The sequence below is a fragment of the Corynebacterium sp. MSK071 genome, assembly GCF_030232125.1.
Lineage (GTDB): Bacteria > Actinomycetota > Actinomycetes > Mycobacteriales > Mycobacteriaceae > Corynebacterium > Corynebacterium kefirresidentii.
Map to the genome: position 1 here is coordinate 1 of NZ_JASPJA010000007.1, position 13345 is coordinate 13345.

A 13345-nucleotide genomic window follows, 5' to 3' on the forward strand; every position below is an offset into this window, starting at 1 on the left:
AATCCTCGGCGGCGCAACCCCACGTGAAATACTTAACGAACTATTCAAGCGTGGCGCATCCACCGCTTGATTCCGCCATGCCCGCCAAAATGGCAAAAAGCGCAGCGGGCAGGCCGTTGAGAATGACTTTGGTATGCCACACGAGGGAGGCCATGTGCAGGACTACCATGCCAATAATGGCAAGTGAACGGGCTATATCAAGCCCAACGATGCGCGAAGATGCGGACACCGAGCGTTCTCCTTCAAGACAGAGGGGAGCGCGTTGCCGCAGTCCCCTTATTAATAAAGACTTTCTTTTTCTACTAAACCTGTTTGGAAGGTTGCTGTGAACGTTTTATACGTGTCCTGCATTTTATAAAGGGGTTACTTAAGACTTTTTACTGCAGCGAAAATCCGCCTAATCGCGGAAGTTATCATCGCGATATTTGCGCGACCGAGAGGGATCAGCAGCAAGCTTGAGAAGCGGGGCGCATATTAGACTAAGCACAACTCCGCCCAGAAGGAGCCACAGGCTCCCAGAACCGAGCCATAGTGCGAGGCCAAGAACAATGCCAGCAATGAGCCCCGGCAGCAATGAGGAAGACTTCATAGATGGGCACCTGTGAAATAGATTAGATACAAGAAAAGCCGCCCGAAGGCGGCTCATTTTGTGCGCCCGGAGGGATTCGAACCCCCAACCTTCTGATCCGTAGTCAGATGCTCTATCCGTTGAGCTACGGGCGCAGACCGTTGGTAAGCAGTGCGTGTGCTCTGCTGTGCAACGAGAAATAACTATACCCACGGTCTGGGAAACTACCAAATCCCCAGTTCACTTAGTGTTTACCCACGAGAAGCAGGAAGGCTTTAGGAAGGAATGAGGGCGGCAACTTCGGCGTCGGAAAGCAGGGCGTCCCGGAAAGCTTGCAGGGTGGCCTCGTGGTCGAAGTCAATGCCGATGAGAACAATTTCAGCACCAGGGGTCACGCCATTGGCCGCCCAGAGGGACGCGGGCATGATCTGGAGGTTCGGGCCGGCTTGCTGCCAGGCGTGCGCGACGCGCAGATCGGTATCGATCCAGCAATAACCCTTGGAACGCACCAGACCGGTACTGGCCCGCAGGGCGGCAAGTAAGCGCTCGCGATTAAAGGGCCGATCCGCACGAAAGACCACCGAGGAGATGCCATATTCCTCGGTCTCGGGAGTATGTGGGTTGGCCAGTTCTTCGGCGTAGCCGTGATAGGCGGCAGCGGTAGCTGTGTCATACAAGTGGGCATCGAGGACGAGTCGCGGGTCGATGACACCGTTGGTAACAATCACGACGCGGGCACGGGGGTTCATGGCGCGCACGGTAGCGATGACCCGTTCGGTTTCGGCAGCATCAACCAAATCAGTCTTGGTGATGAGGATAAGGTCAGCAAACTCAACTTGGTCCACTAGGAGGTCAGCCACGGTGCGGTCGTCGTCAGGCGTGGCTTCGATGTTCTGGGATGCGAGACTCTTGCCGCGGCGTAAGTGCGTCAGGAAGGTCGAGGCGTCAACGAGGGAAACCATGGTGTCGATAGACGCGGCTTCGGCAAGCGTCGTGCCATCCTCAAACTCCCACTCAAAGGTGGCCGCAACGGGCATGGGTTCGGAAATGCCAGTGGATTCGATGACAATCTGATCGAAGCAGCCGGAGCGGGCGAGTTTGCCCACGGATTCGATGAGATCCTCGCGCAAGGTGCAGCAGATGCAGCCATTGGATAGCTCGACAAAGCGATCCTCGCCGCGCTCAAGGTGGCCCTCGCCGGCAACGAGGGCGGCGTCAATATTGACCTCGGAGAAGTCATTGACAATGACGGCCAGCTTGCGCCCCTCGCGGTTAGCAAGCAGGTGGTTTAAAAGCGTGGTTTTTCCGCTGCCTAAAAATCCGGACAGCACGGTAACGGGTGTAGCCATTCCCTAATGATAACGTTTTTCATTAGGGAATGGCTACGTCCCTAGATGGAGAGGCCGAAGATAGGCACTGCCAGCAGATACACTGTAAGGGTAATGAGGAAGATGCCGATGATATTGAGTCCGAGACCGCCCTTGATCATCTCGCCAATCTTGACGTAGCCAGAGCCATAGGCAATGGCGTTCGGCGGGGTAGCCACGGGGAGCATAAATGCACAGGTTGCCGCGAGCGCCACCGGAATGGTGAGCAGAAGGACGTTGATATCTCCCTCCGCGGTCAGGCCAACACCCACGGCAACGCCGCCCATGATTGGAATGAAGGTGGCAGCCGTTGCGGTATTAGAGGTGATCTCAGTCAGGAAGAGCACTAGTGCGGCTACGGCGGCGACGATAAGGACAACTGGGAGGACGCTCAGCCCCTTGGCCATCTCACCAATCCACAGGGACAGTCCGGAAGAATTAAAGACCGAGGACAGCGATAGGCCACCACCGAAGAGCAAGAGAACGTCCCACGGCATCTCATTGGCAGTCTTCCAGTCGAGCAGTCGAGTGCGACGCTGATTATCCGCCGGGAGAATAAAGAGCACGATGCCGGCAGCGATACCCACGATGGCATCGTCATAGTTCTCAAATTCCTTAAGCACCAGCGGCAGGATTACCCACGCTGCGGCGGCCAGAACAAAGATGATGCCGGTCATAATCTGAGGGCGGGTCCAAGGGCCGAGGGCCTTAATTTCATCGTCGATAAGCTCGCGGCCGCCCGGAATATCCTTCATCTCTGGCTTGAAAATGGTGATAAGTAGTGCCCAAGCAATCAGCAAGAAGATCACGGCGAGCGGTACACCGACCGCCATCCATCGACCAAAGCCAAGGGTAACGCCCCAGGTATCGGCCATATACGCGTTCAGGAAGGCATTCGGCGGGGTGCCGATGAGCGTGCCCAGCGAACCAATGGACGCGGAATAAGCAATGCCCAGCATGAGGGCCGTGGCAAATTTCTTTTGCTTCTCCCAGCCGCCTACGGTCTCTGCGGTCAGCGCGAGCACCGAGGTACCAATAGGCAACATGACCACGGCCGTAGCCGTATTAGAAACCCACATGGACAAAAATCCGGTGGCCAGCATAAAGCCCAAGATGAGGCGCTTGGGAGAGGTACCAATCACCTTCACCACATAGAGGGCCAAGCGGCGGTGCAGGTTCCAGCGCTGCAGGGACAGCGCGATGAGGAAGCCACCCATGAACAAGAAAATGGTGGCGGAGGCATACGGGGCGCCTACTTCCTTGATTGATCCGACGCCAGCTAGAGGGAAAACAACCAACGGAAGCAGCGCGGTGGCAGCGAGCGGAATAGCTTCAGTCATCCACCACACGCCCATAAGGATCGTCACCGCTGCAACAGCGCGGATGGCACCAAGCGTGTACTCGGCTTCCGGATCTGCGCCAGAGGAGCCTTGGACTGTCTCGATGGCATTGGAGGGGAAGATAAAGAAGACAAGTACCGCCAATGCCAAGCCCACGAAGAGGCCAATAAACTGCCGGCGCCATTCGCCGCGTGGGACTTTAGGGGCTTCGTCACCTTCGGTGTGGGCGGTGGATTCGTGAGTATGCGGGGTGGTCATACCGCGCGCTCCTTCACTAAGAGAGGACTGTGCTGAGGGATATGCTCCGTACTTCCCAGGTTATTAGCTGGCCTAGACAGCAAATAGAAAGTTATCTAATTCACTGCGAAGCATGCACTGACCATACAAAACATGTGACGCAGAAACCATATCCCGTCACAATAAACCACCCCCGCACCCCCGAATAGCACACACCACACCTGCCTAAAACCAGAAATGGCTCCACCACTCCTCCACCCCCGATCGATGAAGGATGGGTTAAATTCCCAGCACGGTCTTGGCAATCAGGAAGTAAATAATGAGGCCCGTAGCATCACAGAAGGTAGAGATAAACGGGTTAGAAAAGACCGCCGGATCGGCACCGATGGTCTTAGCCACGATGGGCATCAGCCCGCCTACGGTCGCAGAAATCGAGCAAATCAAAAACAGCGTCGAACCGATGACTAGGCCGATGCTCATGCCATAAACCAGCGTAGCCAGGCCCAGTCCCGCCAAGCCGAGCACGGCACCTAGCAACATGCCGACGCGTAGCTCGCGCCACAAAACGGCAACGAGGTCGCGGGTGCGGACATCGCCCAGCGCCAAAGCACGGGTCACAGTGGTGGCAGCCTGATTGCCGGTATTGCCACCGGTGCCGGTCAGCAGCGGGATAAATAGTGAGAGAACCACGGCCTTGGCCAGCGTGCCTTCAAAGGAGTCCAATACTTGCACAGTCAACAGCGCAGAAACTGCTAGCACGAGCAGCCATACGATGCGCGAGCGCACCAGCTTGAGCAAAGGCGTGGATAGGTACGGCTGTTGAAGGGCCTCGGTACCGCCAGCACGAGCGGAGTCCTCGCTATCTTCTTCCTCCACAATGTCCGTAGCATCGTCCCACGTCAGCAGACCAACCAAGCGGTGCGAATCATCCACGATTGGCAGTGCAAGAATGTCCAATGGGAGGAACCAACGCGCGGTTTCTTCCGCGTCAGCACTAGCACGGGCAAAAATGGGATCGTGCATAATATCGGCCATGGTCAGCGCGGAATCAGCGGTGAAGATTTCGCGCAGGCTCACCACTCCCACAAGACGCCTATCCTCGCGGGTAATGGGCACGGTGTAGATGGTTTCCAGCTCATGTGCGGTCTCCCGCAGTTTAAACAGCGCGTCCCTAACGCTCATGTCCGGGTGGATTCCAGGCACCTCGGGCGACATTCGGCGCCCCACCGATCCCTTGACATAGCCCAACACCACGCCCGTGACATCGCGCTTGGATTGAGTCAGTGAGCGCAGCAGCCGGTCCGCAATCTCCGCGGGCAGCTCATCCAGCAAAGCCACGCGGTCTTCCGGATCAAGCTCGTCGAAGAACTCATAGACATCAGCATTGCCCAGCTCATCGATGATATCGGCCTGGTGCTTTGCATCGAGGGCATCAAAGACGACGATTGATTTCTGGCGCGGCAGCAAGCGCAGGGCCAAGGCCGACCGGACGGCATTTTGCCGCTCGACGACGGCGATGAGTTCCTGCAGGGGCACCCTCTCCAGGAGTTCCTGGAGGCGCGGGGCCTTGGTGGGGTCAATGGCGTCTTCTTGCTTGAGCCATGCCTCGACAATATCGCTAGCCCGCTCGGTGGTCTCCGCCATGGCCTACCCGCCTTTCCAGCCCCAGGTTATTGACTTCAGCCTTCTTAGACTACGCCATTTGCCCAGAAAATCCGCCAGAGATCCTCCCTGGCCGCATGACGACGCCCAGAAGCCACCTCAATGACGACACCGGGATGACTACAGGAATAGACCCCACAGGGCGAAGGCTGCCAGCAAAGACACCAGACCGGCGGTACTGGCCAAAATGATTGCATGCGGAAGGGGAGCCTGGGAAGACAGGGCGACGTCGACAAGCGAGGCACGTTGCCACACCGCCAAGACCAGCGCCAGCACCCCGGCGGCAAGGAGGACGAGCGGCAAGAAGACGTGCACACTCACCGCCCGCATCACGCCTAGCAACACTAAGGAAAGCGCCAAAAGGGTGCGCTGCCAAGACAGGCGCGTGCGCTCTGGTTGCAGACCAGGATCAAAGGGCTGGTTAGACAAGGAACTCGCCTACCAAAAGCGCACCAGCCACCACCACGATTACAGCAACAAGGACCGGAAGGCCGAAACTAAATGGTAGCGATCGATTCTCTCGCATTGCGCGCTCTGATTGCTTCCAATGCCCCCACGCCACCACGGGCAAGATTATGGCGACTATCAGCATGAAGACCGATACCGCGGCACGCAGGGTGCCTGGCAGCGGAACGTCAAAGGCCTCAAGTGCTACTCCGCCAGCAATCAACGCCAGGGAAGTGCGAATCCACGCCAGGAACGTGCGCTCATTAGCGAGCGTGAAACGCGGATCAGGGTCGGTGCCAACTGCAAACACCGAACGGGGAAACCTCGAGTCACTCATGGGCACCACTTTATATTCATTTGTCTCTTGCGTCGCGACAAGCCCACGCAACGCTTCGCCTTTCCGTAGCCTCATAGGCACAGGCCAGCCCCCTGAGCCAAGGAGCATCCATCCCCTATGAACCTGCGCTTGTGCAACTACGTGCCATCCTCCCCGCACGAGGACGAGTTTTTCAGCAAAGAGAACATCAAGCGCGTCAGCACCCCAAATACCCGCCCCGATGCCACCGGCTTGCGCGAGACCGTTTTTAACAACGGCCCGTGCCCCTCCAAGAACCATACGAAATTCGACTTCCTCTTCCAGCTCTTCCATATGGGTAGCATCGTAATTCTGGGATTCTTCCCCTTTGCTCTTACCGGGCTCGATTTCCGCATCGCCTTGCTCATCAGCCTGTCCATCATCGCATTCGGCATTTCCAAGCCCGTTCGCTGGCTGGCCTCGACCCACAATGAGCGCACTCTGCTCCGCACAGCGTGGGCCAATAACTGGCTCGAGTTTTATCCCGTGCTGGTGGGAAACTTCTACCACTGTGATACCAAGGAAGAAAAGAACCCTGTAGGCGATGACCACTATTACTTCCACCGGGCGCGCATCATGGTGTTCTTTCCTGATGGCTCCACGGAAGTACTACCAGAGCTCGCAACCGTGAAAGCTGTCGACTATCCGCCTGAATTGATGAGGTCAGATGGCACTGCCATTGCGGAAAACCCCGACGATCTGCGTGTGAGCCCCAGCGTTAATAATGGCTGGACACTACTTGCCGTGCTCGCCGGTGACCCGGTATCCGCCGGTACTCCCGACATCGGCTTGAAAGAGCAACAAATAGAAGCAGCGCTTGCCCAAGTGGAGCGCGAGTGGGCACCCGGCATTCTGAACTAACCCGCCGCAGCGAGTTATAGTCGGGCCCATGATTGAAGTTGCCGCCGTAGTTTTCCGTAATTCCTTTGGCCATGTCCTCACCGTGCGCAAGGATTCGTCCACCAAGTTCCAGTTACCTGGCGGCAAGCTTGAGGCTGGCGAAACCCCCGCACAGGCCGCAGCCCGCGAGGTCGCAGAGGAAATCGGTGTGGAGGTCCGCCTCCCGGAGCTTTCCCCGCTCGGCACCTTCGACGCGCCGGCCGCCAACGAACCCGGCGAAACCGTGCGCGGCCACATCTTTACCTATCCTCGCCCAATCCTTGCCCGCGCAGCCGCAGAGATTGCGGAAGTCGCATGGGTAGACCCCACCAACCCAAATCGCGAGCTCGCCCACCTACTGCGCGACGAGGTCTTTCCTGCCCTAGAATCCTAAGGCCCTGCTTGATCCCTTAAGAATTTCCTATTGCAGCTCCTGGGAGGGCAACCTAGAGTTATTTTCATCAGAATTGAGTGATGAAAGGACTGACCCCCATGCCGCAGCAATCCACACTGGGACCTATCGTGACGATTACTTTCCTCGTCCTAGGAGTCATTAGCTCTGTTATCGCCATTCTCATGGTGCCTGCCCTCTTCCACGAGGTCACTTCCCTGCGCGCTGCGGCTTTTACCGGAAGCTTCATCTTCGGCACCGGCATGCTCACGCTCTTCCGCCGCTGCGCCAAGTACCAGCGCAAATAGCAGATTTCTCCGCTTCACGGCGCCGGCGAGAATAAAACCCGAATAAAAAATCCCGAGCACACTCGCTCGGGATTAATTGGCGGAGATGAGAGGATTCGAACCTCCGGACCCCAGAAGGGTCAACTCCTTAGCAGGGAGCCCCATTCGGCCGCTCTGGCACATCTCCACGGTTCACAAGGAACCTCGTTTGAGGATACCTGCCTACCCCGTCGCTGCCAAACTAGCCCCCTGCTTTCGCTCCCGTAGCAAAGGCGCAGGCCCTACAGTGGTAGGCATGATTCGCCCCGATCTGAAAGCCATCCCTGCCTATGTCGCTGGTGCGCGCAACGATGACGCACTCAAGCTTTCCTCTAACGAGACGGCTCACCCGCCCTTGCCAGAAGCGGCCGCGGCCATGGCAGAGGCAGCCGCACAGGCTAATCGCTACCCGGATATTGCGGCCACCGCACTGCGCGAGGACCTAGCCGCGCACCTGGGCGTGGATCAGGAGCAGGTGGCGGTGGGCACCGGCTCATCCGCACTGTGCCAACAGTTGGCTGAAATTGCCGCCACCCCTGGCGAAGAAATCCTCTTCCCATGGCGCTCCTTCGAGGCCTACCCCATCTTCGCCCAAGTGGTGGGCGCCCACCCCATTCCGGTTCCGCTCAGTACAGACCAGCGCGTGGACCTTCCTGCCATGGCGAAGAAAATCACGGATAAAACCAGGCTCATCTTCGTGTGCAATCCCAATAACCCATCGGGTACCACGATTACCAAGGCCGAGTTCGCCGCATTCATGGATGCCGTGCCTGCCGACGTCCTCGTAGCCCTCGACGAGGCCTATATCGAATACAACCGCGCCACCGACACTCCGCTGGGCACGGAGCTGGTGGGTACCTTTCCCAACCTGGTGTGCCTGCGCACCTTCTCTAAGGCTTATGGCCTGGCCGGGGTCCGCATCGGTTATGCCTTCGGCCCGGAAAATATCATTGAAGCCCTCAATAAGGTGGCTATCCCCTTCTCCGCCAGCACCGTGGCACAGGTTGGCGCCCGCGCGGCACTGGCGGCGCAGGATTCGCTGCGGGAGCGTACCGAGGAGACCGTCGTCCAGCGCGAGCGCTTAGAAGCAGCCCTGCAGGACTGGGGCGTGCCGCATTCCGAGGCGAATCACGTGTGGCTGCCGGCTCAGAATCTTGCCAGTCTTGGCACTCCGCAGGAGATAGCCGCCCGCCTCGCCGAACGCGGCGTGCTCGTTCGCGCCTTTAGCGAGGGAATTCGTATTACCGTTACTACCGAGGAAGAAACCGACACTTTGCTTAAGGCATGGAATGCAACCGTAGGAGGCTAAATGCGATCGCTTATTAACTTCGCCCTGAATGTCTTTGCCATTGCGGTGGCGCTGTGGGCCGTGGTCACTGTCATTCCCGGAATCTCCATCACTCCGGCCGAAACCGGAAATTTCATCGCCATTGCCATCGTATTCATCATCATTAATGCCGTAGTCACGCCGGTGCTGCGCATCCTCGGTGCACCGCTGACCTGCCTGACACTCGGGCTTTTCTCCCTCGTCATAAACGGCGCAGCGCTCATCATCGTGGAGTGGGCGCTCAATACGCTTGACCTCGGGATTGGCCACCTTGTCATCGACTCTTGGGGCGCCGCGATTATCGGCGCCATCGTGCTGTCCATCGTCAGCAGCGTCATCAATTTCTTTACTAGTCCGCTGCGCCAGCGCGATTAGCCGCCCGCAAAAGGTGGCAGAACGTCCACGCGGGTCACGCCGGCCAGGGGAGAATCCATGGCGGTGTTCCCAGCGCCGTCGATAAGAAAGCTACAGCGCCCCAGCACTTCTTTCAGGCTCATGCCGGCCGCAGTGGTGCCGGTATGGTCCTTGCCCAGCTGCACTACCAAATCACCCAAGGTAGCGGGGGCGTCTACCTGCTCAGAAGCCACCCCCGCGGCGGCGCGTGCGGCAGCGAAATAGTGAACGGTCAACATGCCTTCTACTATGCCTACGCACCCCTGCCGTGTCGAGACCGTGGGTAAACTAGCCGTCATGCGCACACCTGAAGCCCACGCGCGTGAAGTCGCCGCGGCCCTGCCCGTACGTCACGTAACCACCGTGGCCCTCAATCAGGCACAGGAAATGGTCTTAGCTGCGGATATCCGCGCTGATTTCCCTTCCCCGCGCTTTGATAATTCACAAATGGATGGCTACGCCCTCCCCCAGTGTGCGGCCGAGACTTACCAGGTAGGCCCCACCATCGCCGCCGGTACAGAGCCCGCCCAAGTGCTCCACGGCTCACTCAACGCGGCCTGCCCCATCATGACCGGCGCCAAGGTGCCGGAAGGAACTGCAGCCATCGTGCCCATTGAGCACTGCGAACCACAAAAATTCCTCGCCCCTGGTGACCGTGTCACCGTGCCGGAGACCCAGCCGGAACAATTTATACGCCGCGCCGGCTCGGACTTAGAAGAAGGCGCCCTCCTGGCGGCCCAAGGCGATAAGCTCACACCGGTCCGCTTAGCCGCCCTTGCTTCCCAAGGCATCGCCGAGGTGGAGGTCTACCGCCCCGCCCGCATCCTGATTTGCACCGGCGGAGCAGAGATTGGCAGTGGTAGCGCCGCCATCCCTGACGCCAATGCGCCGTTATTGACGGCATTGGCCCACCGCGCCGGCATCGACGTCGCGGGCTATATCACCACCGATGATGACCCGCAGGCCTTAACCCACGCTTTGACAGAAGCCATTGCGCAGCATCACCCAGACGCCATCATTACCTCGGGCGGAATCTCTGCTGGGAAGTTTGAAGTAGTACGCCAAGTGCTCGATGGCTGGTTTGGTCATGTGGATCAGCAGCCTGGCGGGCCACAGGGTATCGCTGCTTTCCACGGCACGCCGGTGATCTGTCTGCCGGGAAATCCCATTTCCACGTTGGTAAGTTTCCGCCTCTTCGTGGCCCCGGCACTGGGCTGGGCTCCGGAGCCATTCCGCGTTCCGCTCGCGGCAGGCATTGAAGGCCTCCCATGCAAGGACCAATTTCGCCGCGGGCGCGTCGATTCCCACGCCCATATCCTCGGTGGCGCTAGCTCCCATCTGCTCGCCCAAGCGGCCGATGCCACCCATCTCATCCGCATCCCTGCCGGCCAACGCCTTGCGGAAGGCCAAGAAGTCGAGGTTTACCCACTATGAGTCCGCAACGCACCGCCATCGTCATCGTCGCCTCTACTCGCGCCGCCGCGGGTATCTACGAGGACCGATCCGGCCCCATCGCGGTAGATTTCCTGCGACGCAAGGGCTTTGACTGCCCCGCTGCACGCATCGTCCCCGATGCCGATATTGCCGCCACCGTTGCTGCCGCCTTCGCCGAAGAACCCTCGGTCATCCTAACCTCTGGTGGCACCGGTCTGACCCAAGACGACAAGACGGTAGAGGCTGTCGCGCCGCATATCACCCGCGAGCTGCCTGGCATCGCAGTGGCCTTCTGGCAGAAAGGCTTGGAAAGCGTGCCCACCGCGGTGGCTTCCCGCGCGATTGCCGGTGTTAATGACTCCACCTTTGCTATGACGCTGCCTGGTTCCACCGGCGGGGTAAAAGACGGCTGTGCGGTTTTGGATAAATTAATTGTTCCGATCGTCGATATGTTAGAAGGAGTACATGAGCACTGATCCCTCCTATGTGGCCGAACAGACCGGCTGCACCATTGGCACGCTTTTGAGCGATCAGCCCCTTGAATCCCACCTTGCCGCTGCCAAGGAAGAGACCGCCACGGCCGCCATGGGTGCCGTTGTCACCTTTGAAGGCGTCGTCCGCGATCATGATGGCGGACGGCCGAATGTCACCCTTCTTTCCTATAGCGCCCACCCTTCCGCGCCAGAGAAGCTGCAGGACATCACCGACGCCGTCTCCTCCAGCCATCCGGTGCGCCTCTGGGCCGCTCACCGCACGGGGGATCTTCAGGTCGGCGACCTGGCCTTTGCCGTAGTTGCGGCCGCCGCGCACCGCGGCGATGCCTTCCGCGCGGCCGAAGAATGCGCCGATCGCGTCAAAGCCGAGGTCCCTATCTGGAAAGAACAAAGCCACGGCGATGGCTCCACTCACTGGGTGGGGCTGGAATGAGCATCCGCTATGCCCGCCAAGAAGCGCTCTGGGGCGAGGAGGGACAGCGCAAGCTCAGCGCAGCCCACGTGGCTGTTATCGGCGCCGGCGGCCTAGGCTCCCCCGCCTTGCTCTACCTGGCCGGTGCGGGCGTAGGCCACATTTCGCTTTTCGACGACGACGTGGTCTCCCCTTCCAACCTGCACCGCCAAGTCATCCACACCACCGCGGCCATTGGCACGCCGAAGACTGATTCCGCCGCGGCCGCCGTCCGCGCGCTCAATCCGGAGGTGGACATCACCTGCCATGGTCGCCTCGAAACGGCCACCGCCCTCGAGCAATTGCGCGGCTGCGACGTGCTCCTCGATGGCACGGACAATTTCGACGCCCGCTACCTGTGCTCTTGGGCCGCCCATAGCTTGGGCATTCCGCACATTTGGGCCTCTATCTTGGGATTCGATGCGCAAATGAGCGTCTTTTGGTCGGGCAAGGGCCCCGTGTACGAGGATGTCTTTCCCACTGCCCCTGCCCCAGGCGAGGTTCCTTCGTGCTCCCAGGCCGGCGTTCTGGGGCCGATCGTCGGCGTGGTGGGATCCGCGATGGCCTTGGAAGCCTTAAAAATCATTACCGGCGTCGGCACCCCGCTTATGGGCACGCTCGGCTACTACGAGGCCCTTTCTGGGACGTGGGAGTATATCCCCATCCGTTCCACCGGGGCGGAGCCTACCCAGCCGGACGATGCCCCCGAGGTCCGCGAGATCTCTGCTCACGCCATGCTTATCGATGTCCGCACAGACCCCGAGCGCGCCCAGTCTACCATTCCTAATTCAGCGCATCTTCCCCTCAACCGCATCCTCGCCGGTGAAAACCCCGATATCGCACGGGACGAGGTAGCCGTTATATATTGCGCCAGCGGCATCCGCTCCGCCCAAGCCGTCCACGCTCTGCGCGAGCGCGGATACTCACAGGTGGTTTCCCTGCGTGGCGGTATTAACGCGTGGTTGGAACAACAAGGAGCGTCTTAACGCGCCCCCGGCGAGTCGTCTAGACCCTTCTATTCTTGTCTTCTTTTCCGCGAACAAAGAGGAACCAGATCAGCGGTCCTAAGAAGGGCAGTGTGAAGGTAGCGACGATAAAGAGCACCTTCGCCGCAAGCGTGTACCCAGAAAAAATGATAGAAATTAAGGCCGCTATCCAGAACGCGACGAGCAAAAGGATGGGAAGGAACCCGAGGAACCACCACGTATCGTTAGGGTTAGTAGATTCCGCTGCTGCTAGGTAAAACTCCGAAGTGCTCATAGTGTCCTTTCGCCGAGTGATTTTTATCTTCGCTACAGAGCTTGACCACAATCACATCTCACTTGCCCTGTACATTTCCAAGATTAAGTCTGCGCCGCACCAGGCACATCATCCCCCGGTATGAAATGCCGCAGCACCACAAGAAGCAGGTTTTAACCCCAAGCCGTTTTCCGGTGCCCCGCCATGACCAAGTTCGGGTTAACACCATCCAGGGTGAGGCCTCCCGGGATAGCCGCACATAAGTAAAACGAGAAAACGGTAACTCCTAGCGTGAGCCAGAAGCTACCGAGGTATCGCCGAGTCATAAATTATGACGTTGGCGGAGACGGCGGGATTTGAACCCGCGGAGGAATAAACCTCGCCGGTTTTCAAGACCGGTGCATTCGGCCGCTCTGCCACGTCTCCACGTTGTAT

At 59.0% G+C, this 13345-nt stretch carries 17 protein-coding genes and 3 tRNA genes; 9 read left to right on the top strand and 11 right to left on the bottom strand.

All coding sequences use genetic code 11. The annotated features are described in order from the left end of the window. Positions 1-40 precede the first annotated feature (40 nt). From QP990_RS07015 to QP990_RS07045, 7 genes are all read right to left on the bottom strand, one after another. Entirely contained in the window at positions 41-229 is a 189-nt protein-coding gene (locus tag QP990_RS07015) for a hypothetical protein (protein WP_284798896.1), read from the bottom strand. A gap of 421 nt (positions 230-650) precedes the next feature. Continuing rightward, a tRNA-Arg gene (locus QP990_RS07020) sits at positions 651-723 on the bottom strand. 120 nt (positions 724-843) lie between these two features. Continuing rightward, entirely contained in the window at positions 844-1917 is a 1074-nt protein-coding gene (locus QP990_RS07025; RefSeq protein ID WP_023020369.1) for a GTP-binding protein, read from the bottom strand. Between the two features lie 41 nt (positions 1918-1958). Continuing rightward, positions 1959-3533, bottom strand: coding sequence for a DASS family sodium-coupled anion symporter (locus QP990_RS07030; protein ID WP_259824789.1), 1575 nt, complete (start codon positions 3531-3533; stop codon positions 1959-1961). A 258-nt stretch (positions 3534-3791) separates the two neighbouring features. After that, positions 3792-5156 carry a magnesium transporter gene (gene mgtE, locus QP990_RS07035; protein WP_239207818.1) on the bottom strand — a complete coding sequence of 455 codons (1365 nt, stop codon included), beginning with the start codon at positions 5154-5156 and terminating at the stop codon, positions 3792-3794. 138 nt (positions 5157-5294) lie between these two features. Next, positions 5295-5603: a DUF202 domain-containing protein gene (locus QP990_RS07040; RefSeq protein ID WP_200288386.1), complete on the bottom strand. Its 309-nt coding sequence runs from the start codon at positions 5601-5603 to the stop codon at positions 5295-5297. Next, positions 5596-5958, bottom strand: a complete 363-nt coding sequence (locus tag QP990_RS07045; protein ID WP_049359000.1) for a YidH family protein — start codon at positions 5956-5958, stop codon at positions 5596-5598. The genes QP990_RS07040 and QP990_RS07045 overlap by 8 nt, the downstream gene beginning before the upstream one ends. A 117-nt stretch (positions 5959-6075) precedes the next feature. On the opposite strand from QP990_RS07045, the gene QP990_RS07050 reads away from it, so the two are divergent. The 3 genes from QP990_RS07050 to QP990_RS07060 all read left to right on the top strand — a co-directional run bounded on the left by QP990_RS07050 (position 6076) and on the right by QP990_RS07060 (position 7554). Next, positions 6076-6837, top strand: coding sequence for a hypothetical protein (locus QP990_RS07050; protein ID WP_248099281.1), 762 nt, complete (start codon positions 6076-6078; stop codon positions 6835-6837). A gap of 28 nt (positions 6838-6865) precedes the next feature. After that, the gene (locus QP990_RS07055; RefSeq protein ID WP_239207816.1) at positions 6866-7249 is read left to right on the top strand and encodes an NUDIX domain-containing protein; all 384 of its coding nucleotides are present in this window, start codon (positions 6866-6868) and stop codon (positions 7247-7249) included. 80 nt (positions 7250-7329) lie between these two features. Beyond that, positions 7330-7554, top strand: a complete 225-nt coding sequence (locus tag QP990_RS07060) for a hemolysin III family channel protein (protein WP_239207815.1) — start codon at positions 7330-7332, stop codon at positions 7552-7554. Between the two features lie 77 nt (positions 7555-7631). Here QP990_RS07060 and QP990_RS07065 read toward each other — a convergent pair. Then, a tRNA-Ser gene (locus QP990_RS07065) sits at positions 7632-7720 on the bottom strand. 108 nt (positions 7721-7828) lie between these two features. On the opposite strand from QP990_RS07065, the gene hisC reads away from it, so the two are divergent. Together hisC and QP990_RS07075 are read left to right on the top strand one after the other, a co-directional pair. After that, the gene (gene hisC / locus QP990_RS07070; protein WP_248099283.1) at positions 7829-8881 is read left to right on the top strand and encodes a histidinol-phosphate transaminase; all 1053 of its coding nucleotides are present in this window, start codon (positions 7829-7831) and stop codon (positions 8879-8881) included. After that, positions 8882-9274, top strand: coding sequence for a phage holin family protein (locus QP990_RS07075; protein WP_023020361.1), 393 nt, complete (start codon positions 8882-8884; stop codon positions 9272-9274). On the opposite strand, the gene QP990_RS07080 is transcribed toward QP990_RS07075, so the two are convergent. Next, complete coding sequence (locus QP990_RS07080; RefSeq protein ID WP_049358915.1) at positions 9271-9531, bottom strand: MoaD/ThiS family protein; 261 nt, start codon at positions 9529-9531, stop codon at positions 9271-9273. The two genes, QP990_RS07075 and QP990_RS07080, sit on opposite strands and share 4 nt — an antisense overlap. 58 nt (positions 9532-9589) lie before the next feature. On the opposite strand from QP990_RS07080, the gene QP990_RS07085 reads away from it, so the two are divergent. Genes QP990_RS07085 through QP990_RS07100 form a run of 4 tightly spaced genes read left to right on the top strand, consistent with a single transcriptional unit; the run spans position 9590 to position 12657 of the window. Then, positions 9590-10726, top strand: a complete 1137-nt coding sequence (locus QP990_RS07085; RefSeq protein ID WP_200288393.1) for a molybdopterin molybdotransferase MoeA — start codon at positions 9590-9592, stop codon at positions 10724-10726. Continuing rightward, the gene (locus tag QP990_RS07090) at positions 10723-11202 is read left to right on the top strand and encodes a MogA/MoaB family molybdenum cofactor biosynthesis protein (protein WP_023020358.1); all 480 of its coding nucleotides are present in this window, start codon (positions 10723-10725) and stop codon (positions 11200-11202) included. Before QP990_RS07085 ends, QP990_RS07090 begins: the two co-directional genes overlap by 4 nt. Further along, the gene (locus QP990_RS07095) at positions 11192-11653 is read left to right on the top strand and encodes a molybdenum cofactor biosynthesis protein MoaE (protein WP_284798782.1); all 462 of its coding nucleotides are present in this window, start codon (positions 11192-11194) and stop codon (positions 11651-11653) included. Before QP990_RS07090 ends, QP990_RS07095 begins: the two co-directional genes overlap by 11 nt. Continuing rightward, the gene (locus QP990_RS07100; protein ID WP_284798783.1) at positions 11650-12657 is read left to right on the top strand and encodes a ThiF family adenylyltransferase; all 1008 of its coding nucleotides are present in this window, start codon (positions 11650-11652) and stop codon (positions 12655-12657) included. Before QP990_RS07095 ends, QP990_RS07100 begins: the two co-directional genes overlap by 4 nt. Positions 12658-12676: 19 nt before the next feature. On the opposite strand, the gene QP990_RS07105 is transcribed toward QP990_RS07100, so the two are convergent. Then, positions 12677-12931 (bottom strand): PLD nuclease N-terminal domain-containing protein, encoded by a 255-nt coding sequence (locus QP990_RS07105; protein ID WP_023020355.1) that lies wholly within the window; start codon positions 12929-12931, stop codon positions 12677-12679. Between the two features lie 317 nt (positions 12932-13248). Then, a tRNA-Ser gene (locus QP990_RS07110) sits at positions 13249-13336 on the bottom strand. Positions 13337-13345: the final 9 nt, after the last annotated feature.

Coding starts and splice junctions, on each gene's coding strand:
- QP990_RS07050 (WP_248099281.1), top strand. CDS start 6,076: ATGAACCTGCGCTTGTGCAACTACGTGCCATCCTCCCCGCACGAGGAC.
- QP990_RS07105 (WP_023020355.1), bottom strand. CDS start 12,931: ATGAGCACTTCGGAGTTTTACCTAGCAGCAGCGGAATCTACTAACCCT.
- QP990_RS07060 (WP_239207815.1), top strand. CDS start 7,330: ATGAAAGGACTGACCCCCATGCCGCAGCAATCCACACTGGGACCTATC.
- hisC (WP_248099283.1), top strand. CDS start 7,829: ATGATTCGCCCCGATCTGAAAGCCATCCCTGCCTATGTCGCTGGTGCG.
- QP990_RS07085 (WP_200288393.1), top strand. CDS start 9,590: ATGCGCACACCTGAAGCCCACGCGCGTGAAGTCGCCGCGGCCCTGCCC.
- QP990_RS07090 (WP_023020358.1), top strand. CDS start 10,723: ATGAGTCCGCAACGCACCGCCATCGTCATCGTCGCCTCTACTCGCGCC.
- QP990_RS07055 (WP_239207816.1), top strand. CDS start 6,866: ATGATTGAAGTTGCCGCCGTAGTTTTCCGTAATTCCTTTGGCCATGTC.
- QP990_RS07025 (WP_023020369.1), bottom strand. CDS start 1,917: ATGGCTACACCCGTTACCGTGCTGTCCGGATTTTTAGGCAGCGGAAAA.
- QP990_RS07080 (WP_049358915.1), bottom strand. CDS start 9,531: ATGTTGACCGTTCACTATTTCGCTGCCGCACGCGCCGCCGCGGGGGTG.
- QP990_RS07030 (WP_259824789.1), bottom strand. CDS start 3,533: ATGACCACCCCGCATACTCACGAATCCACCGCCCACACCGAAGGTGAC.
- QP990_RS07095 (WP_284798782.1), top strand. CDS start 11,192: ATGAGCACTGATCCCTCCTATGTGGCCGAACAGACCGGCTGCACCATT.
- QP990_RS07045 (WP_049359000.1), bottom strand. CDS start 5,958: ATGAGTGACTCGAGGTTTCCCCGTTCGGTGTTTGCAGTTGGCACCGAC.
- QP990_RS07100 (WP_284798783.1), top strand. CDS start 11,650: ATGAGCATCCGCTATGCCCGCCAAGAAGCGCTCTGGGGCGAGGAGGGA.
- mgtE (WP_239207818.1), bottom strand. CDS start 5,156: ATGGCGGAGACCACCGAGCGGGCTAGCGATATTGTCGAGGCATGGCTC.
- QP990_RS07075 (WP_023020361.1), top strand. CDS start 8,882: ATGCGATCGCTTATTAACTTCGCCCTGAATGTCTTTGCCATTGCGGTG.